The sequence below is a fragment of the Achromobacter sp. UMC46 genome (assembly GCF_014170335.1).
Lineage (GTDB): Bacteria > Pseudomonadota > Gammaproteobacteria > Burkholderiales > Burkholderiaceae_B > Achromobacter.
This window is the reverse complement of sequence record NZ_LZZS01000042.1, coordinates 73,919-97,899: the sequence shown is the minus strand read 5'-3', so window position 1 is coordinate 97,899 and position 23,981 is coordinate 73,919. Positions and strand designations below refer to the sequence as shown.

Annotated in this window: 19 protein-coding genes; 7 read left to right on the top strand and 12 right to left on the bottom strand. The window is 66.3% G+C overall.

The window, feature by feature from the left end; genetic code table 11:
• The first annotated feature begins 88 nt into the window (after positions 1–88).
• The 3 genes from dprA to A9973_RS30660 all read left to right on the top strand — a co-directional run bounded on the left by dprA (position 89) and on the right by A9973_RS30660 (position 2,691).
• Positions 89–1,201, top strand: coding sequence for a DNA-processing protein DprA (dprA, locus tag A9973_RS30670; RefSeq protein WP_183011868.1), 1,113 nt, complete (start codon positions 89–91; stop codon positions 1,199–1,201).
• A 111-nt stretch (positions 1,202–1,312) separates the two neighbouring features.
• Positions 1,313–2,221, top strand: a complete 909-nt coding sequence (locus tag A9973_RS30665) for a hydroxymethylglutaryl-CoA lyase (protein ID WP_183011869.1) — start codon at positions 1,313–1,315, stop codon at positions 2,219–2,221.
• A complete protein-coding gene (locus tag A9973_RS30660; RefSeq protein ID WP_183011870.1) occupies positions 2,218–2,691 on the top strand; it encodes a hypothetical protein in 474 nt (157 codons plus the stop codon). The genes A9973_RS30665 and A9973_RS30660 overlap by 4 nt, the downstream gene beginning before the upstream one ends.
• A gap of 89 nt (positions 2,692–2,780) precedes the next feature.
• On the opposite strand, the gene A9973_RS30655 is transcribed toward A9973_RS30660, so the two are convergent.
• Both A9973_RS30655 and A9973_RS30650 read right to left on the bottom strand, forming a co-directional pair.
• Positions 2,781–3,797: an amino acid ABC transporter substrate-binding protein gene (locus tag A9973_RS30655; RefSeq protein ID WP_183011871.1), complete on the bottom strand. Its 1,017-nt coding sequence runs from the start codon at positions 3,795–3,797 to the stop codon at positions 2,781–2,783.
• A gap of 100 nt (positions 3,798–3,897) precedes the next feature.
• Positions 3,898–5,139 carry a PLP-dependent aminotransferase family protein gene (locus tag A9973_RS30650; RefSeq protein ID WP_183011872.1) on the bottom strand — a complete coding sequence of 414 codons (1,242 nt, stop codon included), beginning with the start codon at positions 5,137–5,139 and terminating at the stop codon, positions 3,898–3,900.
• A gap of 198 nt (positions 5,140–5,337) precedes the next feature.
• On the opposite strand from A9973_RS30650, the gene A9973_RS30645 reads away from it, so the two are divergent.
• Together A9973_RS30645 and A9973_RS30640 are read left to right on the top strand one after the other, a co-directional pair.
• Positions 5,338–6,057 carry a YggS family pyridoxal phosphate-dependent enzyme gene (locus A9973_RS30645; protein ID WP_183011873.1) on the top strand — a complete coding sequence of 240 codons (720 nt, stop codon included), beginning with the start codon at positions 5,338–5,340 and terminating at the stop codon, positions 6,055–6,057.
• A 167-nt stretch (positions 6,058–6,224) separates the two neighbouring features.
• A complete protein-coding gene (locus tag A9973_RS30640; protein WP_183011874.1) occupies positions 6,225–7,193 on the top strand; it encodes a tripartite tricarboxylate transporter substrate binding protein in 969 nt (322 codons plus the stop codon).
• Between the two features lie 82 nt (positions 7,194–7,275).
• On the opposite strand, the gene A9973_RS30635 is transcribed toward A9973_RS30640, so the two are convergent.
• Together A9973_RS30635 and A9973_RS30630 are read right to left on the bottom strand one after the other, a co-directional pair.
• Positions 7,276–11,235: an FAD/FMN-binding oxidoreductase gene (locus tag A9973_RS30635; protein WP_183011875.1), complete on the bottom strand. Its 3,960-nt coding sequence runs from the start codon at positions 11,233–11,235 to the stop codon at positions 7,276–7,278.
• A gap of 131 nt (positions 11,236–11,366) precedes the next feature.
• The gene (locus A9973_RS30630; protein ID WP_183011876.1) at positions 11,367–11,912 is read right to left on the bottom strand and encodes a YqaA family protein; all 546 of its coding nucleotides are present in this window, start codon (positions 11,910–11,912) and stop codon (positions 11,367–11,369) included.
• 42 nt (positions 11,913–11,954) lie between these two features.
• Between A9973_RS30630 and ilvA the strand changes: the two genes are divergently transcribed.
• Positions 11,955–13,529 carry a threonine ammonia-lyase, biosynthetic gene (gene ilvA, locus A9973_RS30625; RefSeq protein ID WP_183012270.1) on the top strand — a complete coding sequence of 525 codons (1,575 nt, stop codon included), beginning with the start codon at positions 11,955–11,957 and terminating at the stop codon, positions 13,527–13,529.
• 179 nt (positions 13,530–13,708) lie between these two features.
• Here ilvA and A9973_RS30620 read toward each other — a convergent pair whose 3' ends face one another.
• A complete protein-coding gene (locus tag A9973_RS30620) occupies positions 13,709–14,821 on the bottom strand; it encodes a porin (RefSeq protein ID WP_183011877.1) in 1,113 nt (370 codons plus the stop codon).
• 447 nt (positions 14,822–15,268) lie between these two features.
• Positions 15,269–15,652, bottom strand: coding sequence for a DUF4148 domain-containing protein (locus tag A9973_RS30615; protein ID WP_183011878.1), 384 nt, complete (start codon positions 15,650–15,652; stop codon positions 15,269–15,271).
• A gap of 383 nt (positions 15,653–16,035) precedes the next feature.
• On the opposite strand from A9973_RS30615, the gene A9973_RS30610 reads away from it, so the two are divergent.
• Positions 16,036–16,926, top strand: coding sequence for a LysR family transcriptional regulator (locus A9973_RS30610; RefSeq protein ID WP_183011879.1), 891 nt, complete (start codon positions 16,036–16,038; stop codon positions 16,924–16,926).
• A 31-nt stretch (positions 16,927–16,957) separates the two neighbouring features.
• Here the strand turns inward: A9973_RS30610 and A9973_RS30605 are convergent, their stop codons facing one another.
• From A9973_RS30605 to A9973_RS30580, 6 genes are all read right to left on the bottom strand, one after another.
• Positions 16,958–17,509: an adenine phosphoribosyltransferase gene (locus A9973_RS30605; protein WP_183011880.1), complete on the bottom strand. Its 552-nt coding sequence runs from the start codon at positions 17,507–17,509 to the stop codon at positions 16,958–16,960.
• A gap of 54 nt (positions 17,510–17,563) precedes the next feature.
• The gene (cydC, locus tag A9973_RS30600) at positions 17,564–19,258 is read right to left on the bottom strand and encodes a thiol reductant ABC exporter subunit CydC (protein ID WP_183011881.1); all 1,695 of its coding nucleotides are present in this window, start codon (positions 19,256–19,258) and stop codon (positions 17,564–17,566) included.
• Positions 19,255–20,931, bottom strand: coding sequence for a thiol reductant ABC exporter subunit CydD (gene cydD, locus A9973_RS30595; protein WP_255468988.1), 1,677 nt, complete (start codon positions 20,929–20,931; stop codon positions 19,255–19,257). The genes cydC and cydD overlap by 4 nt, the downstream gene beginning before the upstream one ends.
• Positions 20,932–21,008: 77 nt before the next feature.
• Complete coding sequence (gene cydX / locus A9973_RS30590; protein WP_105555915.1) at positions 21,009–21,134, bottom strand: cytochrome bd-I oxidase subunit CydX; 126 nt, start codon at positions 21,132–21,134, stop codon at positions 21,009–21,011.
• Positions 21,135–21,150: 16 nt separating this feature from the next.
• Positions 21,151–22,305: a cytochrome d ubiquinol oxidase subunit II gene (cydB, locus tag A9973_RS30585; protein WP_183011883.1), complete on the bottom strand. Its 1,155-nt coding sequence runs from the start codon at positions 22,303–22,305 to the stop codon at positions 21,151–21,153.
• Positions 22,306–22,318: 13 nt separating this feature from the next.
• Positions 22,319–23,890: a cytochrome ubiquinol oxidase subunit I gene (locus tag A9973_RS30580; RefSeq protein WP_183011884.1), complete on the bottom strand. Its 1,572-nt coding sequence runs from the start codon at positions 23,888–23,890 to the stop codon at positions 22,319–22,321.
• Positions 23,891–23,981 lie beyond the last annotated feature (91 nt).

Below are 23,981 nucleotides of genomic sequence, written 5' to 3'. Positions count from 1 at the left end.
CGGCGTGGCAGTTCTGTCCCGCTTGGGCGGACGGCCCGGCCCCGCATGCGACACTCATGCACCTCTTGACGCCTTACGCGCCTGCTCCATGCCGCTTACGCATTCTTCCGACGAACTGGCCGCCTGGCTGCGGCTGTCCCTGGAACCCAATATCGGTTCCGCCACCGCCTGCATGCTGCTGGGCGCGCTCGGCCTGCCCGAGCAGATCTACGCGCAGCGGGCCACGGCGCTGATCCGCCATGTTCCCGAGGGGCTGGCGCGGCAACTGGCCGCGCCCATGCCTGAAGACATGGCGGCCCAGGTGGAGAGCGCGCTGGAATGGGTCAGCGCCCCCGGCCGGCACATCCTGACGCTGGCCGACCCCACCTATCCGCAAAGCCTGCTGACCATCGCCGATCCGCCCATCCTGCTGTATGTGGCCGGCGACCCGGCGTATCTGCAGGGACCGTCGCTGGCCGTCGTGGGCGCGCGCAACGCCACGCCCGGCGGCCAGGAAAACGCCCGCGCCTTCGCCCGTCATCTGGCCGCGCACGGCTGGCGCGTCGTCAGTGGCCTGGCGCTGGGCATCGACGCGGCGGCGCATGAAGGCGCGCTGGACGCCGGCCCGGACGGCGCGGGCACGGTCGCCGTCATGGGCACCGGCATCGACCGCATCTACCCCGCCCGCCACCGCGATCTGGCGCACCGCATCGCCGCGCAGGGCGCGCTGGTCTCCGAGTTTCCGCTGGGCACGGGCGCCCTGCCCCCGCACTTCCCCAAACGCAACCGCATCGTGGCCGGCCTGGCGCGCGGCGTGCTGGTGGTCGAAGCGGCCAGGCAAAGCGGCTCGCTCATTACGGCGCGGCTGGCCGGCGAAAGCGGACGCGAGGTCTTCGCCATCCCCGGTTCCATCCATTCGCCGTTGTCGCGCGGTTGCCATGCGCTGATCCGCCAGGGCGCGAAATTGGTGGAAACCGCGGCCGACATCACGGACGAACTGGGCGCCGGCCCGATCCCTGCCGCACGCGGCACGCCCCGACCCGAAGCTCCGTTGCCCGACCATCCCGTGCTGGACGCGCTGGGCTTCGACCCGCTGCACCTGGACACCCTGCAGGCGCGCCTGACGCTGGACACCGGCGACCTGCAAGCGCAACTGGTCGAACTGGAATTGCAGGGCCGCGTCGCCCGCCTGGATGACGGCCGTTACCAGCGCCTGAAGTAGGGCCGCATTCCCCGCCCCGGCGCAAGCGGGGTGCCGCGCGATGGCGCTAATATTGGCGCAAGCGCCGCAGACTTGCGCGCCGCGTCACCCAATACCGAACCAGGAAGAGACATGGCTTTGCCCTCCCGCGTGAAGATCGTCGAGGTGTCGCCTCGCGACGGTCTGCAGAATGAAAAGGAATTCGTGCCCACCGACGTCAAGGTGGAACTGGTCAACCGCCTGGCCGCGGCGGGCTTCCCCAATGTGGAAGCCGCCTCGTTCGTGTCGCCCAAGTGGGTGCCGCAGATGGCCGACGGCGCCGACGTGATGGCGCGCATCGAACGCCGCCCCGGCACGATCTATTCGGTGCTGACGCCGAACATGAAGGGTTTTGAAGGCGCGCTGGCCGCCGGCGCGGACGAGATCGTGATCTTCGGCGCCGCCAGCGAAGCGTTCTCCCAAAAGAACATCAACTGTTCCATCGCCGAGTCCATCGCCCGCTTCGAGCCTGTCGTCCAGGCCGCGCGCGAAGCCGGCATCCGCGTGCGCGGCAGCATCAGCTGCGCGCTGGGCTGCCCCTATCAGGGCGACGTCCCGGTGGAGTCGGTCGTCGACGTGGCCCAGCGCTACCTGGCGATGCAGGTCGACGAGATCGACGTGGCCGACACCATCGGCGTGGGCACGCCGCAGCGCGTGCGCGACGTGATGGCGGCGGTCACGCGCGTGGTCGATCCCGCCCGCGTGTCCGGCCACTTCCATGACACCTACGGCCAGGCGCTGGCCAACATCCTGGCCGCGCTGGAAACCGGCATCTCAATCTTCCACACGTCGGTCGCCGGCCTGGGCGGCTGCCCCTACGCCAAGGGCGCCACCGGCAACGTCGCGACCGAAGACGTGCTGTACATGCTGCGCGGCCTGGACATCGACACCGGCGTGGACTTCGACGCCGTAGTCGACATCGGCCAATGGATGTCGGCCCACCTGAACCGCAAGGGTTCCAGCCGGGCAGGCAACGCCATCGCCGCCAAACGGGCCGCATGACCACGCCTGGCACCGCCCCCGACGCGGAAGACCGCGCGGCGCTGCTGCGCGAGATCGGCCCGCTGCCGCTGTCGGGCCAGGCATGGCCCGACTGGGTGCGCATCCTGGCCTGGGTAATCCTGGCCATACTGGGCGTGCAGGTGGTGACGACGGCCATCCGCGCGCCCGCGCAGCCGTTCGATACCCTGCTGGCGGTCGTGGTGGTGCTGTGCTTCGTGGGCCTGCTGTTCGTGTCCTGGCACATGCAGACGTCGATCACCACCATCGATGAACGCGGCCTGCGCCAGACCTGGTTCACGCGCCGCGAAGTCGCCTGGGAAGACGTGCGCTACGCGCGCTTCGTGCCCATGCTGTTCTCGAAACGGCTGGTGGTGTTCACCCACCGGGGACGGCCGGTGATCCTCCAGGGAGGCACGCGCGAATTGCGCAGCGCCTTCGTAAAGATTGCGCAGGTGTACCGGCGCGGATAGGCAAAAAAAAGCCCCGAAGGTTGGATCCATGTCCAACTTTCGGGGGTCAGTTCAATTCCAGGACTTTTTTCGTCAGGCGCGTCGGTCGATCAACGGATCGGCAACGCATACATCAAACCGCCTTGCGTCCACTGCGCATTCAGACCGCGCTTGATCTTCAGCGGGCTGCCCTGCCCTACGTTGCGCTCGAAGCTCTCACCGTAGTTGCCCACCTGCTTGACGATGTTGTAGGCCCACTTCTCGTCCAGCCCCAGGTTCGCGCCGCCACCGGGCGTGACGCCCAGGATGCGCTTGATGTTGGGGTTGGCGCCCTTGGCCTGCTCGTCCACGTTCTTGGACGTCACGCCGTATTCTTCTGCTTCGATCATCGCCGACAGCGACCAGCGCACGATGTTCAGCCAGGCATCGTCGCCCTGGCGCACGAAGGGGCCCAGCGGCTCTTTGGAGATGATCTCGGGCAGCACGACGTAATCGTCTGGATTCTGCAGCTTCGAGATCCGGATCGAAGCCAGGCCGGACGCGTCCGTGGAAAAGACGTCGCAGCGGCCTGCGGCGAACGCGTTGACCACTTCGTTGAACGTCTCGATCACCACCGGCTTGTACGTCACGTTGTTGGCGCGCGCCCAGTCGGCCAGCGTGTTCTCGTTGGACGTGCCGGTCTGCAGGCAGATCGTGGCGCCGTTGATCTCTTTGGCGCTCTTCACGCCCAGCGACTTCGGCACCAGGAAACCCTGGCCGTCGTAGAAGTTGATGCCGGCGTGGATGATGCCTAAAGCGGTATCGCGCTGCTGCGTCACGGTGGTGTTGCGCGTCAGCACGTCGACTTCGCCGGATTGCAGCGCAGTGAAGCGCTGCTGCGAATTCAACGGCACCACCTTGATCTTGTCGGCGTCGCCGAAGACGGCCGCGGCGATCGCGCGGCACAGGTCCACGTCCAGCCCTTGCCATTTTCCTTGCGCATCGGGCGCCGAGAAACCCGCGAAGCCCGTGGTCGTGCCGCAAGCCACTGCGCCGCGCTGACGCACGACGTCCAGTGTCGCCGCCTGCGCGCCTTGCGCCGCCGCCATCAAGAGCGCCGCGCCCGCCAACCCTTTTGCAATGTTCATGACCTGGATTCCTGTTTTGCCGGGCGCGGGAACGCGCCGAGGCAAGAAGCTTATAGACATGAAGCGCCCGCGCCAAATAACAAGCGCTTATTTAGGTATATCAGGCCGCCAGCGAGATCGACACGGGCTCGTTGGCTTCGCAGGCCTCCAGCGCGCGGCCCAGCCGGACCATGCCCTCGGCGATCTGGCTTTCGTTCATGGTGGCGAACGACATGCGCATGGCGAACAGGTCGGCCTGGTCCGCATTGGCGTAGAACGCCTTGCCGGGCACGTAGACCACTTCGTGCTCGATGGCGTACGGCAACAGGCGGGTGGCGTCGACGTCGCCCGTCAGGCGCGCCCAGAAGAACATGCCGCCTTCGGGCTTGCTGAAGCGGATGCGGCCGTTGAGTTCACGGGCCAGCGAATCGGCCATCGCGTCGCAGCGCAGGCCGTACGCGGCGCGGATGCGCGGCACATGCTCTTCGTAGCGGCCGTTGGCCAGGTATTGCGCGACCACTTCCTGGATCCAGGCGGAAGAGGCCATGTCGTCGGCCGCCTTCGCGCCGACGCAGCGGCGGCGGATCTCGGGCGGGGCGACCAGCCAGCCGATGCGCAACGCGGGCGCCATCGTCTTGGACATGCTGGCCAGATACACGGCCCAGTGGCGCGCTTCGCCTTCGGCCAGGGCCGCGATGGGCGGCACGGCTTCGCCGGCAAAACGCAGTTCGCTGTAGGGGTCGTCTTCGACGATCAGGAAGCGGTGCTTCACCGCCAACTCCAGCAACCGCAGGCGGCGCTGGCGCGTCAGGGTCGCGCCGCAAGGGTTGGAGAACGACGCGACCACGCAGACCATCTTCGGCTTGATACGGGCGGCCAGTTCATCCAGCGCGTCCACATCGATGCCGTCGGGGCCCGAGGGCACGGTGTGCACCGTGGCGCCCGTGTAGCGCAGCGCCTGGACGGAATTCGGGAAGGCGGGCGATTCGATGATGGCGTGGTCGCCGGGTTGCAGCATCACGCGGGTCAGCAGGGCCAGCGCCTGCTGCGATCCGCCCGTCACCATCAATTCGGTGTCAGCGTTGCACTGCAGGCCTCGCGCGGCGGACAGTCGCGCCAGTTCGTTGCGCAGGCTGGCCTGCCCGTCGATATTGGAATACTGCAGGCAGGCGCCCAGACGGGCCAGCACCTGGGTCGACGCGATCGACAGGCCGTCCACATCGAAAAGCTCTTGCGCGGGATAGCCGCCCGCCAGCGAAATCGTGCCCGGCCGCATGGCGTAGGGCATGAGCGATCGGATGGGGGAAGCGGGGGGATTCAGGAAAGGCGTGGCAAAGGCGTATTCTGGCGCAGCGCTGGACATGGCGGGGGAACTGGAAAGGTGGGAGACCGTGTCGCCCGAGGGGCGGCATAGGCGGCATAGAACATTGAAATATAAACAAATCCCTGTAAATTCTAAGCCTGCCGATTACGCAGGGTCAACGGCGAAAGCGGCCAGTGTGGCGAAACGATCCTGCGCAGTCCTACACTATGGGACATCCTGTTCCTGCAAGAGAGCTGCATGACCGTCGTAGACACCATGGCCGGGCGCCTTGCCCAGATCCAGCAACGCATCGCCCAGGCCTGCGCGCGCGCCGGGCGCGCGCCCGACAGCGTCGTCCTGCTGCCCGTCAGCAAGACGTTCGACGTGGACGCGATCCGCGAAGCCATGGCGCTGGGCCTGACCCGATTCGGCGAGAACAAGACCCAGGAGATCCGCCAGAAGGCCGCCGCCCTGGCCGGCCAGGGCCTGGAATGGGTGCTGATCGGGCACCTGCAGACCAACAAATCGAAGGATGCCGCCCGCGACGCGACCGAGGTCCAGTCGCTGGATCGGCCCGACCTGGCCGAAGCCCTGCACCGCCGGCTGCTGAATGAAGGCCGCACGCTGGACGTGCTGGTGCAGGTGAAGACGTCGGCCGAGCCCAGCAAATTCGGCATGGCCGCCGAAGACGTGCCCGCCTTCCTGCGCCGCATCGCCGCGGAATTTCCGACCCTGCGAGTAAAGGGTTTGATGACGCTGGCCGTGAATTCCCCGTACCCCGAGGAAGTCCGCGCCTGCTTCCGCGCGCTGCGCGAACTGCGCGACCACCTGCGGGCCGAGGACATCGAAGGGGTCTCGCTGGACCGCCTGTCGATGGGGATGAGCGGCGATTTCGAGCTGGCGATCGAGGAAGGATCGACCGAAGTGCGCATCGGCACGGCGATCTTCGGCGCGCGCACCTACCCCGATCCGCAGTAGCCGGCGGCGTGGTGCCGTGCGGGAAAACCGGGGGGCCGCAAGGCCCCTTTTCGACGGGCGCGCGAGGCATAATAGCGTCGCAAAAAATAGCGACGCAGACTGACGGCGCATGACTCGACCGCCACAGGCGTCGCGCTCAATACAGACCCCGCACGAGGAGACACCCCATGCAGAACCCCGCACGGCGCCTATTGGCGCTGGCCGCCCTGTCGCTGGCCGCCGCCACCGCTTCCGCCCAATCCTGGCCCACGCAGCCGATCCGCTGGATCGTGCCCTACCCGGCCGGCGGCGGCACCGACGTCGTCGCCCGCACGGTCGCCAGCGGCCTGGAAAAGCCCCTGGGCCAGACCATCGTTGTTGAAAACCGCCCTGGCGCCGCCACCATCATCGGCGCCACCGCCATCTCGCAAGCCGAACCCACCGGCTACCTGGTCGGCACGGCCGACTCCGGCACCTTGGCGTTCAACTCGTCGCTGTACGCCAAGCTGTCCTACGACCCGGCCAAGTTCACCTATATCGGCGGCATCGCCAAGTTCCCGCTGCTGCTGGCCGTGAACGTCAATTCGCCGTACAAGACGGTCGACGACGTGCTGGCCGCCGCCAAGAAGGAACCGGGCAAGCTGACGGCGGCTTCCGCCGGCGCGGGTTCGCCCCATCACCTGGCGCTGGAGCTCTTCAAGCAGCGCACGGGCGCCAACCTGCTGCACGTGCCCTACAAGGGCGCCGCCCCCGCCATCCAGGACCTGCTGGGCGGACAGGTGGACGTGATGTTCATCGACCTGGCCTCGGGCCTGCCCAACGTCAAGGCCGGCAAGCTGCGCGTCCTGGCGGCCGCCACGCCCGAGCGCGTGTCCGTGCTGCCCGACACGCCGACGATGGCCGAGCAAGGCGTGGCCAACTTCACGGCCTACGCGTGGCAAGGCCTGGTCGGCCCCGCCAGCCTGCCGGAAGCGGTGGTCAAGAAGCTGTCGGCCGACCTGGACGCCACCCTCAAGACCCCGGCCGTGTCGCAGAAGATGCTGGACATGGGCGTGATCCCGATGCCGATGTCCGCGCAGGACTTCAAGGCCTACGCCGAGCAGGAGCGCAGCGCCTGGGCCGACGTCATCAAGAAGGCGAACATCAAGCTGGAGTGATCCGGCAAGACGTAAAAAAAACCGCGGCCAGATGCACTTGGCCGCGGTTTTTTTTTGCGCGAGTCGCGTTGAGACCCGCGGCTTACACCAGCACCCGCTCGATCCCGCCCGCGTTCGCGCGCTTCACGTAGTCTTCCATCCAGCCTTCGCCCAGGATGTGGCGCGCCATTTCGACCACGATGTAGTCCGCGTCCATGCCGGTGTCGCCTTCATAGCGCGACAAGCCTTGCAGGCACGACGGACAGGAAGTCAGCACCTTCACGTCACCCGTGAAACCGTCGCTGCGCAGCGCGGCGTCGCCCTTCAGCAACTCTTCCTGCTTGCGGAAGCGGACCTGCGTGGAGATGTCCGGCCGGCTGACCGCCAGGGTGCCCGATTCGCCGCAGCAGCGGTCGCTCTTGATGGCGTCGTCGCCCACCAGGGCGCGCACCGTCTTCATGGGCTCCTGCAGCTTCATCGGCGTGTGGCAGGGATCGTGGTACATGTAGCGCACGCCCTTGGCGCCTTCCAGCTTGATGCCCTTTTCAAGCAGGTACTCGTGGATGTCGATCAGGCGGCAACCCGGGAAGATCTTGTCGAATTCATAACCGGACAGCTGGTCATAGCAGGTGCCGCAGCTGACCACCACCGTCTTGATGTCCAGGTAGTTCAGCGTATTGGCGACCCGGTGGAACAGCACCCGGTTGTCGGTGATGATCTGTTCGGCCTTGTCCGTCATGCCGTTGCCGCGCTGGGGATAGCCGCAGCACAGGTAGCCCGGCGGCAGCACGGTCTGCACGCCCGCATGCCACAGCATGGCCTGCGTGGCCAGGCCGACCTGCGAGAACAGGCGCTCGGAGCCGCAGCCCGGGAAGTAGAACACCGCTTCCGTATCGGCCGTTGTCCCCTTGGGATCGCGGATGATCGGCACGTAGTTCGCGTCTTCGATGTCCAGCAGCTTGCGCGCGGCCTGCTTGGGCAGCCCGCCCGGCATCTTTTTGTTCACGAAGTGCACGATCTGCTCGCGCAGCGGCGGCTTGCCGACGGTGGCCGGCGGCTTGGCAGTCTGCTTCTTCACCAGGCCCGAAAACAGGTCGTGCGCCGCGCGCTGGACCTTGTAGCCCACGCCCACCATCGCCTTGCGCGTGGCGTTGATGGTGGCCGGATCCTTGGCGTTCAGGAAGAACATGGCGCTGGCCGTGCCCGGGTTGAACGACTTGCGGCCCATGCGTCGCAGCACGGCGCGCATGTTCATCGACACGTCGCCGAAATCGATATCCACCGGACAGGGGTTGTAGCACTTGTGGCAGACGGTGCAGTGGTCGGCGACGTCTTCGAATTCTTCCCAGTGCTTCAGGCTGACGCCGCGGCGGGTCTGCTCTTCGTACAGGAAGGCCTCCACCAGCAGGGACGTGGCCAGGATCTTGTTGCGCGGCGAATACAGCAGGTTCGCGCGCGGCACGTGCGTGGCGCACACGGGCTTGCACTTGCCACAGCGCAGGCAGTCCTTGATGGAGTCCGAGATGGCGCCGATGTCGCTTTGCTGCATGATCAGCGACTCGTGGCCCATCAGGTTGAAGCTGGGCGTCCAGGCGTGGCGCAGATCGGCACCCGGCATCAGCTTGCCGGCGTTGAAGTGGCCGTTGGGATCGACGCGGCGCTTGTAGTCCTGGAACGGCGCCAGTTCGGCTTCGGTCAGGAATTCGTACTTGGTCAGGCCGATGCCGTGTTCGCCCGAGATCACGCCGTCCAGGTCGCGGGCGATCTGCATGATGCGGTCGACGGCCTGGTGGGCCTCCTGCAGCATCTCGTAATCGTCCGAGTTGACCGGGATGTTGGTGTGCACATTGCCGTCGCCGGCGTGCATGTGCAGCGCGACGAACACGCGGCTCTTCAACACGCGGCCATGGATGGCGACCAGCTCGTCGACGATCTTCTTGTAGGCGGCGCCCGAAAACGCGCGTTGCAGGCCGGGCAGCACTTCGACCTTCCAGGACACGCGGATCGTGCGGTCCTGCACGATGTCGAACACGCGGGCGCCGGGCTGCGCGGCCAGGCGCTCGGTCAGCGCGGCATGCACGTCGCCCAGGCCCAGCCCTTGCAGTTGCGGCAAGGCCTCGGCCAGCGGCAGGTCCAGGTTGTCCAGCAGCCACTGCCAGCGCTGGCGCGTGGCGCCCAGCAGTTCCAACGCCTGGCGCGTGCGCTCGGCCAGCACTTCGGCGCGGGTGCCGTCGATGTCCGCGTCGTCCGCCTTGCCCACGGGCAGCGGCGTGCACAGATACGCGTCCAGCGCGCCCAGCAGCTTCAGCTTGTTGCGGGTGGACAGTTCGATATTGATGCGTTCGATGTGGTCCGTGTATTCGCCCATGCGGGGCAGCGGGATCACGACGTCTTCATTGATCTTGAAGGCGTTGGTATGACGCGCGATCGCGGCGGTGCGCGAGCGATCCAGCCAGAACTTCTTGCGCGCCTCGGGGCTGACGGCCACGAAGCCTTCGCCGTGGCGCGTGTTGGCCAGACGCACGACTTCGCTGGCGGCAGCCGCCACCGCGTCGTCGTCGTCGCCGACGATGTCGCCGATCAGGACCATCTTGGGCAGCACGCCGCGCTTGCTCTTGGTGGCGTAGCCCACCGCGCGCAGATAGCGTTCGTCCAGATGCTCCAGCCCGGCCAGGATGGCGCCGCGCGCGCGGCCCTCGCCGTCCAGGTAGCCCTTGACCTCGACGATCGACGGGATCGCGTCACGCGCCTGTCCGAAGAACTCCATGCAGACCGTGCGCGTATGGCGCGGCATGCGGTGCAGCACCCAGCGCGCGGACGTGATCAGGCCGTCGCAGCCTTCCTTCTGGATGCCCGGCAGGCCGGCCAGGAACTTGTCCGTGACGTCCTTGCCCAGCCCTTCCTTGCGGAACACGCGGCCTTTGATTTCCAGCATTTCCGTCTTCAGCAGACGCTCGCCGGGCTTGCCTTTGCCGTCGAACCACTTGAGCTCGAAGCGGGCCAGCTCCACATCATGGATCTTGCCCATGTTGTGTTCCAGGCGGCTGACTTCCAGCCAGTTGCCGTCCGGGTCGACCATGCGCCACCAGGCCAGGTTGTCCAGCGCGGTGCCCCACAGCACGGCCTTCTTGCCGCCCGCGTTCATGGCGATGTTGCCGCCCACACAGGACGCTTCGGCCGAGGTCGGGTCCACGGCGAACACGAAGCCGGCGGCCTCAGCCGCTTCCGACACCCGCTTGGTCACCACGCCGGCGCCGGCATGGATGACGGCCACGGGCTCGGTGAGCCCGGGCAAAATACAGGACTCGACCTTGCCCAGCTTGTCGAATTTTTCAGTGTTGATGACGGCCGACTTCCACGTCAGCGGGATGGCCCCGCCGGTATAGCCGGTGCCGCCCCCGCGCGGGACGATGGTCAGGCCCAGCTCGATACAGGCCGTGACCAGCGCGGCGATCTCGTCTTCGGAATCCGGCGTCAGCACCACGAAGGGGTATTCCACGCGCCAGTCGGTCGCGTCCGTGACGTGCGACACGCGCGACAGGCCGTCGAACTTGATGTTGTCGCGCGCCGTGATGCGGCCCAGCACCTTCTGCGCCTGCTTGCGCATCATGGTGGTCTGGTCGAACTCGCCCTCGAAGGCGGCGATGGCGGACCGGGCGCGGGCCAGCAGGCCGACGACCTTCTCGTCGCGACGCGGATCGTGGCCGTCTTCGGTGGGCGTGCCCGGTTCGCGGCGGCGGTCGATTTCGCCCAGGCGGTGGTGCAAGGCGTCGATGAGCTGCTTGCGGCGCTTGGGATTGTCCAGCAGGTCGTCCTGCAGGTACGGATTGCGGCGCACGACCCAGATGTCGCCCAGCACTTCGTACAGCATCCGGGCGGAGCGGCCGGTACGGCGTTCGCCGCGCAGGTCGCCCAGCAGGCTCCAGGCGTCATCGCCCAGCAGCCGGCCGACAATCTCGCGGTCGGAAAACGACGTGTAGTTGTAGGGGATTTCGCGCAATCGCGCGGGTGCTGCGGGCGGCATCGCCCCGTTCAAGATGTGGCTAGCGAGTGGGGCGTTCATGGCGGCAAGAGGGGCCCATAAAAAATTATTTTATGCCATCGGGCGGACTTGACCCCGAATACCCCCAGGAAACCGGCCGAAAACGGACGGAAACAAGGATTATCCGTCCCTGTTTAAGCTTCGAGTCAGCGTCAGACCTGACCGGGAAAGAACCACAGCAGGCTGGCGGTCATCACCAGATAGCGCAGGAATTTGCCGATGGCCATATAGAGCACGCAGGGCCAGAAGGACAGCCGCAGCCATCCCGCCACCGCGCACAGCGGGTCGCCCACCGCCGGCAGCCACGACAGCAGCAGCGCCGGCGGCCCCATGCGGTGGATCCAGTCGTGGGCGCGCTCATTCCAGCGCCCGCGCATACGGCCGGTTTCGGTCGCGCCGGGGTGCGGGTGCGGCGTGGGGGTATGTCCTTCCTTCCAGCGCTGCATCGCGCGTTCGGCGCCCCAACCCATCCAATAGCTGATTGCGCCGCCCACGGTATTGCCGGCGGTGGCCACCAGGATGGCCGGCCAGAACATGTCCGGCGACAACTTGATGTAGCCGAACACCGCCGGCTCGGAGCCCAGCGGCAGCAGGGTGGCGGACACGAGCGACACCGTGAAGATGGCCGACAGGCCCACCGAGGGCAGCGCCAGCATCCCCAGGAGCCAGTGAACAGCGGACAAGAGGCTTTCTTCCATGATGAGCGAGTGTAGCCGCGCGCAAGAGAATAACGGCCGGGAATCCGGCCTTGCGGCTTTCCCTGCAATAATCGTGCCCACGTCTCCACTCTTGTCCCGCCGCAGTCCATGTCCACTGATTACCTGAAACGCATCCTGACCTCGAAGGTTTACGACGTCGCGGTCGAGTCGCCGCTGGAGATCGCGCCCCAGCTGTCCCAGCGGATCTCGAACACCGTCCTGCTCAAGCGCGAGGACACCCAGGCCGTCTTCAGCTTCAAGCTGCGCGGGGCGTACAACAAGATGGCCAACCTGGCGCCCGCCGTGCGCAACCGCGGCGTCATCGCGGCATCGGCCGGCAACCATGCCCAGGGCGTGGCGCTGGCCGCCAGCCGGCTGGGCTGCCGCGCCGTCATCGTCATGCCCACGACCAGCCCGCAGGTGAAGATCGACGCGGTGCGCCGGCTGGGCGGCGAGGTCGTGCTGGCGGGCGAGAGCTTCACCGACGCCTTCGCCCACGCCCAGATCCTGGAAAAGAAAGAAAAGCTGACCTTCGTCCACCCCTTCGACGACCCCGACGTGATCGCCGGCCAGGGCACGGTGGGCATGGAGATCCTGCGTCAGCACCCCGGCCCGATCGACGCCATCTTCGTCGCCATCGGCGGCGGCGGCCTGATCTCCGGCGTGGCCGCCTATATCAAGCAGCTGCGGCCCGAGATCAAGATCATCGGCGTGCAGACCGAGGACTCCGACGCCATGCTGCGCAGCGTGCGCGCCGGCCGCCGCGTGCAACTGAGCGATGTGGGCCTGTTCTCTGACGGCACCGCCGTCAAGATGGTGGGCGCCGAAACGTTCAAGCTGACCCGCAAGTACGTCGACGACTTCGTGGTCGTCGACACCGATTCGATCTGCGCCGCCATCAAGGACGTCTTCCAGGACACGCGCAGCGTGCTGGAACCGGCAGGCGCCATGGCCGTGGCCGGCGCCAAACAGTATGCGGCCGAACACCACCTGAAGGGCAAGACGCTTGTCGCCATCGCCTGCGGGGCGAACATGAACTTCGACCGGCTGCGCTTCGTGGCCGAACGCGCCGAAGTGGGCGAGATGCGCGAAGCCGTCTTCGCCGTGACCATGCCCGAGCAGCGCGGCAGCTTCCGCCGCTTCTGTGAACTGGTCGGCGAACGCAGCGTCACGGAATTCAACTACCGCATCTCGGATGCGGACCGCGCGCATGTCTTTGTCGGCATCCAGGTGTCGTCCGCCGCCGAGCCGGACAAGATCGCCGCGAATTTCCGCCGCCACGGGTTCGACACGCTGGACCTCACGCATGATGAAATGGCCAAGACCCACCTGCGACACATGGTGGGCGGGCGCTCGGCGCTGGCGCGCGACGAACTGCTGTACCGCTTCGAGTTCCCGGAGCGTCCGGGTGCGCTGATGCGTTTCTTGAATGCGATGAATCCGGATTGGAACATCAGCCTGTTCCACTACCGCAACCAGGGCGCCGACTATGGCCGCATCCTGATCGGCATCCAGGTGCCGGCGGCGGACAAGAAGCAATTCCGCACGTTCGTGGCCGAACTCGGCTATCCGCATTGGAACGAGACCGACAACCCGGCCTACAAGCTGTTCCTGTAGCGCCGGCGCCAAGCGCCAAACTGCCGCCCCAATGCGAGAGGGCCTCCTTCCGGAGGCCCTTCCCTTCTGACCGTCAAACGCGTCCGGCCGGACCCAAGTAGGGGGGGGTTCGCTGTCACTCGGCGGCTCACGGAGATGAGCCGCGCATTCAGCAAGGTCCGGTCGGGCGCTTTGGCCGCTTAGAAACGGTGGCGAATACCCATGGCGACTGCGGTATCGCGCGCATCGTGCTGGAACGCGTAGTTGTCGCCGTAGGAGGCGTACGCGTACAGGTTGGTGCGCTTGGTGAAGTCGTAGGTATAGCCCAGGCTGTACACGTTGAACGTGGCGTCGTCGCCCGTCAGCTTGTCGTTGCCCGGGGTCGCGCGCTGCCAGGAACCGAACACGGCGTGGCGGCCCAGGGGCACGGTGGCGCCGATCATGTAGGAATTGGCGCGGAAACCGTCAGCCAGCTTGAACGAACCCAGGTTGTTCATGCCGTCGGGCGTGGTGCCCATGTTCTGGCCGACGAACCAGCCGTCGCGGGTCTGGCCGAACGCGGCCGCCAGCTTCACGACTTCAAAGTCGTACGAACCGCCAATGATGTATTCCTGGATACGGGCCGAGTCCTGGCCGCCGACACGCTTGTTCGTCGGGTCGAAGCGGTCGTAGGCCAGGGCCAGGTTCAGCGGGCCGTTGACGTATTGCACACCGGCGGTCAGCACGCGGTTGTTGTCGCCCGTGGCGAAACCGGTCTGCGTCGTGTCGCTGACGCTGTCGTCGGCGCTGAACGAATAGCCCACGCCCGCCTTGAAGCCGCTCAGGCTCGGGGTCTGGTACAGGACCATGTTGTCCAGGCGCATCGTGTTGGCGCTGCCAAACGTGGTGCCCATGTTGGCGGTGTTGTAGCTGATCGAGAACGGGTCGATCGAACCGAAGTACTTCGACGCCAGGTTCGTCTGGCGGCCGAATTCAAGACGGCCCCAGGAATCGCTGTCCAGGCCGACGGTCGCTTGACGGCCGAACAGGCGGCCGCTCTGCAGCGACTTGCCGTTCATGGGGCCGAAGCCGCCTTCCAACGTGAACACGGCGCGCAAGCCATCGCCCAGGTCTTCCGTGCCGCGCAGGCCAAAGCGCGAACCGCTGCTCACGCCCTGCACGCCGCCGACGCGGCTTTGCGACACCCCATTGAACTTCACTTGCTCGTACCCGATACCGGCGTCGATCAAGCCGTACAGCGTGACGGAGTCTGCGGCTTGCGCGGCGCCGGCAGAGCCTGCCAGCAACGCGACGGCCAATAGCGTCTTCTTCATGTAAGTCCCCAAAATGGCGAGATAAAAGGCAACCGCAAGCGCACCGTCCGAACGACGGGGCCTTTGCGTGCCGCTGCGAACAAGCAGGCGGCGTCTGCACTGAATCTAGTGTCCGGCTTGCGGCAACCCGAAGTAACACGGATTTCGACGAACTACTTTCCATGGTTGGGATAATGACGCGCACCTGACATGCCGCAAGGCCAGGAAACCGGCGTTAACGCCTTGAAAACAAATATGAATCATTGCTCGCAAATCGGGATTACCGCGCGTCCGGCGCATTCGCCGCGCCGGATTCACCGACAACACTTGTTCGCGCATGCGCCTAGTTTTGCGGCAAATACGCCACACTGCGCGGCCGTCCGCGCAACGGACAGGCAATAAAAAAACCCCTCGGCGTCTCAAGGGGTTTCTCGTGACCATCCGGGGCCGGGCATCCGGCCTTGGGAATTACTTGCCCTTGGGCGGGTAATCCAGTTCACCGAAGGTGTATTCGCCGCGGGCCTTGGCTTCGGCCAATTCCTGGCGGACCTGCTCGCGGGTCTTGCCACCGGATTGCGACACGGCGGCGCGGGGCGGGTAATCCAGCTCGGCGGTTGTGACCTGGCCAGCGGCCTTGGCGCTTTGCAGTTCCTGCTGGACTTGATCGTGCGTCAGGCTGGTCTGGGTCGCAGTGGCGGGCGGATAGTCCAGTTCGCCGAACGTGACCTGTCCTGCGGCCTTGGCGGCTTGCAGTTCTTGCTGAACCTGTTCACGCGTCTTGCCATCGGCGTGAGCGGCGGACATGCCAACCAGGGTTGCGGTGACCATAAGTGCGGTTGCTAGGGCTTTCATTGTGATGACTCCATCCTAAACCTTGCACAGCGTCTTCTGCCAGGCTGGCAGGTGCGATGTGACTGTTTGATTGCTGGGACGAAGTATCTGGTGATTGGCGCCTAGTAAAAACCCTTATTTTGGTGAACATCTTTTCACGGATGGGACAATTGCACGATGTATCCGGCGCTATCTGCCCAATTTCTGCGCAGTTCGCCCGCAGACTCAGGCATAGCAGGCCTTGCGGTCATTCAGCCGAAAGCAAGCTGGGCAACGGGATACGCGTCCGCCACATGGGGAACGGGATGTTCCTTGTGGATAAATAGACATTTCTACTGGCGGGACAATAATTCCATTTATCATACAAATCTGCCAGAAATGGAATTTTGAGTCTAGAGGGCCATATGGATATCCAGCTTAACGACATCGCGCTCTTCGTCGAAGTCGCCAAGCGCAAGAACTTCAGCCACGCCGCGGAAGCCTTGAATATTCCAACCTCCACGCTCTCTCGCCGGGTCAGCGAACTGGAACGCAGCGTGGGCATGCGCCTCTTGAACCGCAGCACGCGCAAGATCGACCTGACCGAAGCGGGCGCCATCTACTTTGAACGCTGCCGGCACATCGTGGAAGAAGCGCGCATTGCGCACGACCAGTTGCTGGACATGGCAGTGCAGCCCAAGGGCCGCCTGCGCATTTCGCTGCCGACCAGCCTGGCCCAGTTGTTCCTGCCGGCCGTCATCAGCGAATTCCGCGAGCAGCATCCCGACATCGAATGCGATTTCGATTTGAGCATGCGTCCGATCGATCCCATCAGCAATCCGTTCGACCTGATCCTGCGCTTCGGGCAACAGCCCGATTCCAGCCTGATCTCGCGCAAGATCGTGCTGATGGCCCACCAGCTGTACGCCTCGCCCGACTACCTGGCCCGCCACGGCGAACCGCGCGTGCCCGGCGATCTGACGCACCACGAATGCCTGCGGCCGACCATGCGCGAAGAGTCATCCTTCTGGATGCTCCATTCGGGCGACAAGGTGGAACGCGTGCAGGTGTCCGGCCGCTTGTCGGCGAACAATGTGGGCATGCTGGGGCGCCTGGCCGGCCAGGGCCTGGGCATTACGCCGCTGCTGGTGTTCGATGCGATGGAACGCGCCATCAAGCAGGCGGGGCTGGTGCGGGTGCTGCCCGACTGGAGCCTGACGCCCCTGCCGCTGTTCGCGCTGCTGCCGTCGCGCATGCTGCCCGCCAAGACCAAGGCATTCCTGGATTTCATCCAGCCGCGCCTGGCGGATTCGTGATCAGGGCGCCGCGGCTTGGCCGCGGCCCAGGTTATGGCGTGGCGTCGCCGTACTGACAGACCGTGTAGAGCGGCGTACCGGTGGCAGCCACCTTGGCCGAACCGCCCAGGTCGGGCAAATCGATGATCGCGGCCGCTTCGACCACGTTCGCGCCCAGGCGCTGAAGCAGCTTGATGGCGGCCAGCATGGTGCCGCCCGTGGCGATCAGGTCGTCGACCAGTAACACGCGCTGGCCGGTGCGCACGGAATCCGTGTGCATCTCGACCGCGGCGTTGCCGTACTCAAGCGAGTATTCCTCGGCCACCGTGCGAAAGGGCAGCTTGCCTTTCTTGCGCACAGGCACGAAACCCAGATTCAGTTCATAGGCCAGCACGCTGCCGACGATGAAGCCGCGCGCATCCACGCCCGCCACCAGATCCAGGCGCTGGCGCATGTAGCGGTAGACGAACAGATCGATCAGCACCCGGAACGCGCGCGGATCTTGCAGAACCGGCGTGATGTCACGGAACACGACACCCGGTTGGGGCCAGTCCGGAACGCTGCGGATGGTGCGCCGGATGTACTCGGCGTTGTCGGTCTGCATGGAAGGCGGCCCTGAAGAATTGAAGCAAGGCGAACTATAACCTTGCCACCGCGCTTAAGCCAGGATTGCCGCCGGTGACAAGTCATGTAATTGCGCGTTGCGCAATTCGTAGCAGCGGTCGACCGCCCCGGGGGGCAACGCCGCGTGCGTCGCCAGCACCACGGTGCGTCCCCGCACCGCGCGCGCCAGATCGTTGAAGAAGTCGGTTTGCGCGGCAGCGTCCAGCCCGGCGGTCGGTTCGTCCAGCACAATCACCGCGGCCGGCGACAGCAGCGCCCGCGCCAGGCACAGGCGGCGCGCCTGCCCCGCCGACAGTTGCGAGCCGGTCTCGCCCGCCCAGGTATCCAGCCCGTCGGGCAGGCCGCGCACGAAATCCCCCAGCCTCGCCGCGTCCAGCGCGCCCCACAGGGCCGCATCATTCGCGCCGGGATCCCCGATCAGCAGATTCGTGCGCAAGGTGCCCAGGAAGACGGGCGCGTCCTGCGACAGCAATGCGATGCGCCGGTGCCAATCCGCCTGCGCGCAATCGCGCGCGTCGCAACCACCGAATCGCACCTGCCCCGATTGCGGATCTTCCAGGCGCAGGATCAGGTGCAGCAGCGTGGACTTGCCCTGCCCGCTTGCCCCCACGATGGCGATGCGCTCACCCGGTTCCACCCGCAGGTCGATGCCGTCCAGCACCGCCGGGCAAACGCCTTGCGCGCGGGCCGGATAGCGGAACACCACCCCGTCCAGCTCCAGCACGCCCGCTGACGACAAGGCGCGCGGGGCGGGCGCGTCCTGCATGTCCGGCTGCGCTTGGGTCACTTCCCGGATCCGCGCCGCCGCCGACATCGCCGATCCCATGCGGGATGCGCCGCGCATGATCGGCCCTGCCACCTCGAAAATGCCGATCACCGCCAGCAGCAAGCCCACCAGCACGGGGCCTTCGATCTGCCCGGCCTCATGCGTCCCCAAACCGAACCACAGCAAGGCCAACACCGACAGGCCGGCCGCGACTTGCAGGAACCACTGCCCGCGCGCCGCCACCCGGGCCTGGCTGCGGCGCGCCAGCGCGCTGGCTTCGCACAGCCGTTCGAAATGCGCGGCGGTCGGCGCCTGCGCATGCAACGCCACCATGTCCGCGTGGCCGTCCACCGCATCCAGCGTGGCCGCGCGCAGCCCGGCCGCGCTTTCCTGGGCGGCCGCCCCCGGTTTGCGCGCCGCGCGCAGCAGCCACCCGGGCACCAGGACACAGGCAGTCAGCAACGCCAGCGCAAACGCCAGCGCGGCGGCAGGCACCCACATGCCCAGCACCGCCGTCAGCACGGCGCCCCCCAGGATGGCGGTCGCCAAAGGCGCCAACACGAACAGGAAGACGGTATCCAGCGCGTCGACGTCGCCCGTCATGCGCGCCACCAGATCGCCGCTGCGGTACTTCGCCAACTGGCGCGGCGTCAGCCGGATCAGCGCCCCGAACACCGTGGCGCGCAGATCCGCCAGCAAGCGCAGCGTGGCCGAATGGCCCACGACGCGGTCGGCATAGCGCGACACGATGCGCAGAAAGGACAAGCCCCGCACGAGCGCGGACGGCGCGAACAGGTTGAAGACCCCGCCCGCCCCCGCCAAGGCCGCGCCCGTCAGGAACCAGCCGGACACGCCCAGCAGGCCGACGCCTGCCGCGACAGTCGCCAGCGCGCAGAACAATGCGAGCAAAAGCCCGCTTTTACGGCGCGCGTACAAGGGCACGAGCAACAACAGGTTCTTCATGCTTCTTCCACTTTCTCGCGCGCCACCCGCAGCACGCGGCCAAGCCGGGCCGCGACTGTCGGCGCATGGGTCGCCAGCAGCAAAGTGCGGCCCGCGGAGAACGCCAGGATTTCGTCCAACACCCGGTCCTGCGTCGCCTCGTCCAGATGCGCCGTGGGTTCGTCCAGCAGGATCAGGCCGGGATCGCGCAAGAACAGGCGGGCCAACGCCACGCGCTGCGCCTGGCCGCCCGACAGGCCATGGCCCCGGCTGCCTAGCAGCGTGTCCAGGCCGTGCGGCAACGCGTCCGAAAACTCCAGCACACAGGCGCGGCGGGCGGCTTCGCGCAAATCGGCATCGGACGCGCCCGGGCGTCCGAGCCGGATGTTGTCGGCGATCGACCCCGCCAGCAATTGCGGCTTCTGCCCGATCAGCGCCACGCGCCCGCGCAAGGCGGCTTCGTCCCAACCGGCCAGCGGCACGCCGTCGATGCGGACGTCGCCTTCAAAGGGCCGCAGCCGGGCAAGCGCTTCGATCAGCGTGGACTTGCCGATGCCGCTTGGGCCCATCAACGCCACCTGCTCGCCCGGCGCCAGCTGCAGCTCGGCGTCGGCCAGCACGGTTTGCCCGCGCCCGGGCGCCGTCACCCGCAAGCCCTGAACGTCGACGCGCGCGCCCAATCCGGGCGCGGCCGGCAGCGCGGTTCCGTGCGCGGCCGGATGTGCCTTGCCGGCGTCGTCTTGCGGCAGGCCATCGAACAGCACGGCGATCTGCGTCACGGCCGCCAGCGCCGTGGCGCGGTCGTGATAGTGCGCGGCGAACTGGCGCAGCGGCGCATAGACCTCGGGCGCCATCAGCAGACAGAACAGGCCCGCCTGCAAGGTTAAAGGCGACCAGCGCACGTCCAGAAATCCAAGATAGGTCAGGCCGATATATACGGCCACGCCCGCCACGCCCAGCGCGGCAAAAAACTCCAGCACCGCGGACGACAGGAACGCGATGCGCAGCACCGACATCGTGCGCTGGCGCAGCGCGTCGCTGGCGGCCACGACGGACGCGGCCTCGGCTTCGGCACGGCCATAGAGCTTCAGCGTGGACAGCCCGCGCAGCCGGTCGGCGAAGAAGCCGGACAAGCGGGCGAAAGCGCGCAGGTGCCGACGGCTGGCGCCTTGCGCGCCCCACCCCACCAGCGCCATGAACAGCGGAATCAGCGGGGCGGTGATCAGCAGCACCAGGCCCGCGACCACGTCCACTGGCAGCAGCAGCACGGAAAATGCCACCGGCAGCATCGCGGCGGCAGCCATCGCAGGCAAGTACTTGGCGAAAAAGCCGTCCAGCGCCTCGACCTGGTCCACGACCGCGCTGGCCAATTCGCCCGACGCCTTGCCGCGGCTCCAGTACGGGCCTTTCGCCACCAGCCGGGCGAACAGGGTCTGGCGCACATGGCGCTTGATGCGTTCGGCCGCGTCCGCCCCCGCACGTTCCCCCGCCCAGATGATGCACGCGCGCAGCAGCATCAGCCCGGCGATGCCCAGGATGCCGGCCAGCAATTCCTGGCGCGGCGCCTGGCGGACGATGGCCGCGTCCAGCACGCTGGCCAGCAACCAGGCCTGCACGACCAACAAGGCGCCGCTGACCAGCGGGGCAGCCCCCGCGAAAATCAGCGGAACCCTCGCCGCCCTGGCAAGCGCCATCAACCACCGCGACTGTTCGCGCGGCGGTTTCTGCAGACTGGCCGAAGGATCGTGCTCGAGGGTGCTAGCGCCGCCGCTCACTCGTCGCCACGGCTGGCGCGCGGGTCATGCGAATGCCCTTCACGCAGCTCGAACCACATCGCATTGAGGATAGCGAACGCACACGCCAGGCCCAAGCCGAGTATCCACGAGAAATACCACATGGTGGAGGCTCCTTAATCAGTAAGAGTTGGGCGTGTCGCCCACGGAATCATGGGTGACCTTGCCGCGCATGACGCGATACACCCAGGCGGTGTAGAGCGTCACGATCGGCAGGAAGATGACCACCGCGATCACCATGATCCACAGCGTCAGATGGCTGGACGAGGCGTCCCAGACGGTCAGGCCGGCTTGGGGATTGGTCGACGACGGCATCAGGAACGGGAACAGCGAGAAGCCCACCGTCAGGATGACGCCGGCGATCGACACCGCGGAAGCCAGGAACGACAGGACATGGGCGCGCACGCTCAACAGCAGCAGCACCAGCACGGCGCCCGCCACGCCCAGCGCCGGCGCGATCCACATCAACGGCCATTTCGCGTAGTTGGCCATCCAGGCGCCGGCCTGCACGCTCACGGACTTGAGCATGGGGTCCGACGGCCCTTGCATGTCGACCGCGCTGGTGATGACGTGCCCGCTGATGCCGCCCGCCACCCAAAAGCCGCCCGCGACAAACAGCGCCACCGTTACCAACGCCAGCAATCGCCCCCAATTGCGGGCCCGCGACGAAATCGGGTCTTCCGTGCGCCAGGCCAGCAGCACCGCGCCGTGCATGGCCAGCATCACCACGCTCAGCACGCCGCACAGCAGGGCAAACGGCGTGAACAGCTGGTAGAAATGGCCTTCGTACACCATGCGCAGCGCCGAGCCCTGGAATGTGAACGGCACGCCCAGGATGATGTTGCCGACCGCCACGCCGAACACCAGCGAAGCCACCACGCCCGAAAAGCACAGCACGCCGTCCCAGCTGTTGCGCCAGCGGGTGCCTTCCATCTTGCTGCGGTACTTGAAGCCCACGGGGCGCAGGATCAGCGCGATCAGCGCCAGCATCATCGCCAGGTAGAACCCGGAGAACGACGCGGCGTACAACAACGGCCACGCGGCGAAGATCGCGCCGCCGGCCGTGATCAGCCAGACCTGGTTGCCTTCCCACACCGGGCCGACCACGTTGATCACCACGCGGCGCTCGGCGTCGGTCTTGGCCACGACGGGCAGCAAGGCGGCTACGCCCAGGTCGAAACCGTCCATGACGGCGAAGCCGATCAGCAAGGCGCCCAGCAGCCCCCACCAGATCACGCGCAAGGTGCCATAGTCAAAAGGAATAAGGGTATCCATCTGCTTCTCCCCCTCAGGCGCGCACGGCGGCGCGCACAGGATCGGCGGCGTTGCCCGCCACCGGCCCATCGGATTTCGGACCCGCCTTGATGGCGTGCAGCATCACCTTCACGCCGATGATCAAGAGGACCGTGTACAGCACCAGGAAGATAGCCAGGCTGATGGCCAGATCGGCGATCGTCAGGCCCGAGGCGGCGTAGTACGTCGGCAGCACGCCTTCGATCACCCAGGGCTGGCGGCCATATTCGGCCACGAACCAGCCGCTTTCAATGGCGACCCACGGCAGCGGCAGGCTCCATAGCGCCACCTTGAGCAGGCCACGCCGGCTATCCAGGCGCCCGCGGGAGGCCAGCCAGAAGGCCACGCCGAAGAACAGGATCAGGTACATGCCCACCGCCACCATGATGCGGAACGCCCAGAACAGCGGCGCCACATTGGGCACGGTGTCCACTGCGGCCTTCTTGATGTCGGCTTCGGTGACCTTGCTCATGTCTTCCTGGTAGCGTTTGACCAGCAAGGCGTAGCCCAGATCGGGCCAGGTCTTGTCGAAGGTCATGCGCGCGTCCACGTCCTTGGGATTGGCGCGGATCTTCTGCAAGGCCTCGTACGCCACCATGCCGTCGCGGATGCGGTTCTCGGCGCGCAGGATCAGGTCGTCGATGCCCAGCAGCGGCGTGGTCAGCGAACGCGTGCCGATGATCCCCATGACGTACGGGATCTCGATGGCGAAGTCGTTCTTGCGCTCTGCCTGGTTGGGGATCGCGATCAGGTTGAAAGACGCGGGCGCCGGCTCGGTGTGCCACATGGACTCCATCGCCGCGATCTTCATCTTCTGATGTTCCGTGGTCAGGTAGCCGCTTTCGTCGCCCAGCACCACGACGGACAACGCGCCCGCCAGGCCGAAGCTGGCGGCCACCGCCATCGAACGCTTGGCCAGGTCGGTGTGGCGGCCTTTCAGCAGGTACCAGGCGCTGATCGACATCACGAACATGGCGCCGGCCACGTAGCCCGCGCTGACCGTGTGCACGAACTTGGCCTGCGCCACCGGGTTGAAGATCACCGCCGCGAAGTCGGTCATCTCCATGCGCATGGTGTCGGGGTTGAAGATCGCGCCGACCGGATTCTGCATCCAGCCGTTGGCGATCAGGATCCACAGGGCCGAGAAGTTCGTGCCGAACGCCACCAGCCAGGTCACCACAAGGTGGCTGACCTTGGACATGCGGTTCCAGCCGAAGAAGAACAGGCCGACGAAGGTGGCTTCCAGGAAGAAGGCCATCAGCCCTTCCAGCGCAAGCGGCGCGCCGAAGATGTCGCCCACATAGTGACTGTAGTAGGACCAGTTCATACCGAACTGGAACTCCATCACCACGCCGGTGGCGACGCCGAGTGCGAAGTTGATGCCGAAAAGGGTGCCCCAGAACATGGTCATCCGCTTCCAGATGGGGCGGCCGGTCATGACGTACACGCTTTCCATGATGGCCAGGATGAACGACAGGCCAAGCGTGAGAGGGACGAACAGGAAGTGGTAAAGCGCGGTCGCGGCAAACTGGAATCGCGACAGATTCACGACGTCGAGATCAATCATTGGGGCGCTCCCAAGCAGTCGAGATGCCGCGGCAACCGGCATGGTTCCCAGGCCGTCTCTCGCGCCATGTTACGGGCGTTGCAAACAACTT

Bases quoted from the DNA above. Each gene is read 5' to 3' on its own strand.
- A9973_RS30610 (WP_183011879.1), top strand. From the start codon at position 16,036: ATGGATATCCAGCTTAACGACATCGCGCTCTTCGTCGAAGTCGCCAAG.
- A9973_RS30665 (WP_183011869.1), top strand. From the start codon at position 1,313: ATGGCTTTGCCCTCCCGCGTGAAGATCGTCGAGGTGTCGCCTCGCGAC.
- cydC (WP_183011881.1), bottom strand. From the start codon at position 19,258: ATGAAGAACCTGTTGTTGCTCGTGCCCTTGTACGCGCGCCGTAAAAGC.
- A9973_RS30615 (WP_183011878.1), bottom strand. From the start codon at position 15,652: ATGAAAGCCCTAGCAACCGCACTTATGGTCACCGCAACCCTGGTTGGC.
- A9973_RS30650 (WP_183011872.1), bottom strand. From the start codon at position 5,139: ATGTCCAGCGCTGCGCCAGAATACGCCTTTGCCACGCCTTTCCTGAAT.
- A9973_RS30620 (WP_183011877.1), bottom strand. From the start codon at position 14,821: ATGAAGAAGACGCTATTGGCCGTCGCGTTGCTGGCAGGCTCTGCCGGC.
- A9973_RS30640 (WP_183011874.1), top strand. From the start codon at position 6,225: ATGCAGAACCCCGCACGGCGCCTATTGGCGCTGGCCGCCCTGTCGCTG.
- cydX (WP_105555915.1), bottom strand. From the start codon at position 21,134: ATGTGGTATTTCTCGTGGATACTCGGCTTGGGCCTGGCGTGTGCGTTC.
- dprA (WP_183011868.1), top strand. From the start codon at position 89: ATGCCGCTTACGCATTCTTCCGACGAACTGGCCGCCTGGCTGCGGCTG.
- A9973_RS30630 (WP_183011876.1), bottom strand. From the start codon at position 11,912: ATGGAAGAAAGCCTCTTGTCCGCTGTTCACTGGCTCCTGGGGATGCTG.
- A9973_RS30605 (WP_183011880.1), bottom strand. From the start codon at position 17,509: ATGCAGACCGACAACGCCGAGTACATCCGGCGCACCATCCGCAGCGTT.
- A9973_RS30660 (WP_183011870.1), top strand. From the start codon at position 2,218: ATGACCACGCCTGGCACCGCCCCCGACGCGGAAGACCGCGCGGCGCTG.
- A9973_RS30635 (WP_183011875.1), bottom strand. From the start codon at position 11,235: ATGAACGCCCCACTCGCTAGCCACATCTTGAACGGGGCGATGCCGCCC.
- cydB (WP_183011883.1), bottom strand. From the start codon at position 22,305: ATGGATACCCTTATTCCTTTTGACTATGGCACCTTGCGCGTGATCTGG.
- cydD (WP_255468988.1), bottom strand. From the start codon at position 20,931: ATGGCGCTTGCCAGGGCGGCGAGGGTTCCGCTGATTTTCGCGGGGGCT.
- A9973_RS30645 (WP_183011873.1), top strand. From the start codon at position 5,338: ATGACCGTCGTAGACACCATGGCCGGGCGCCTTGCCCAGATCCAGCAA.
- A9973_RS30655 (WP_183011871.1), bottom strand. From the start codon at position 3,797: ATGAACATTGCAAAAGGGTTGGCGGGCGCGGCGCTCTTGATGGCGGCG.
- A9973_RS30580 (WP_183011884.1), bottom strand. From the start codon at position 23,890: ATGATTGATCTCGACGTCGTGAATCTGTCGCGATTCCAGTTTGCCGCG.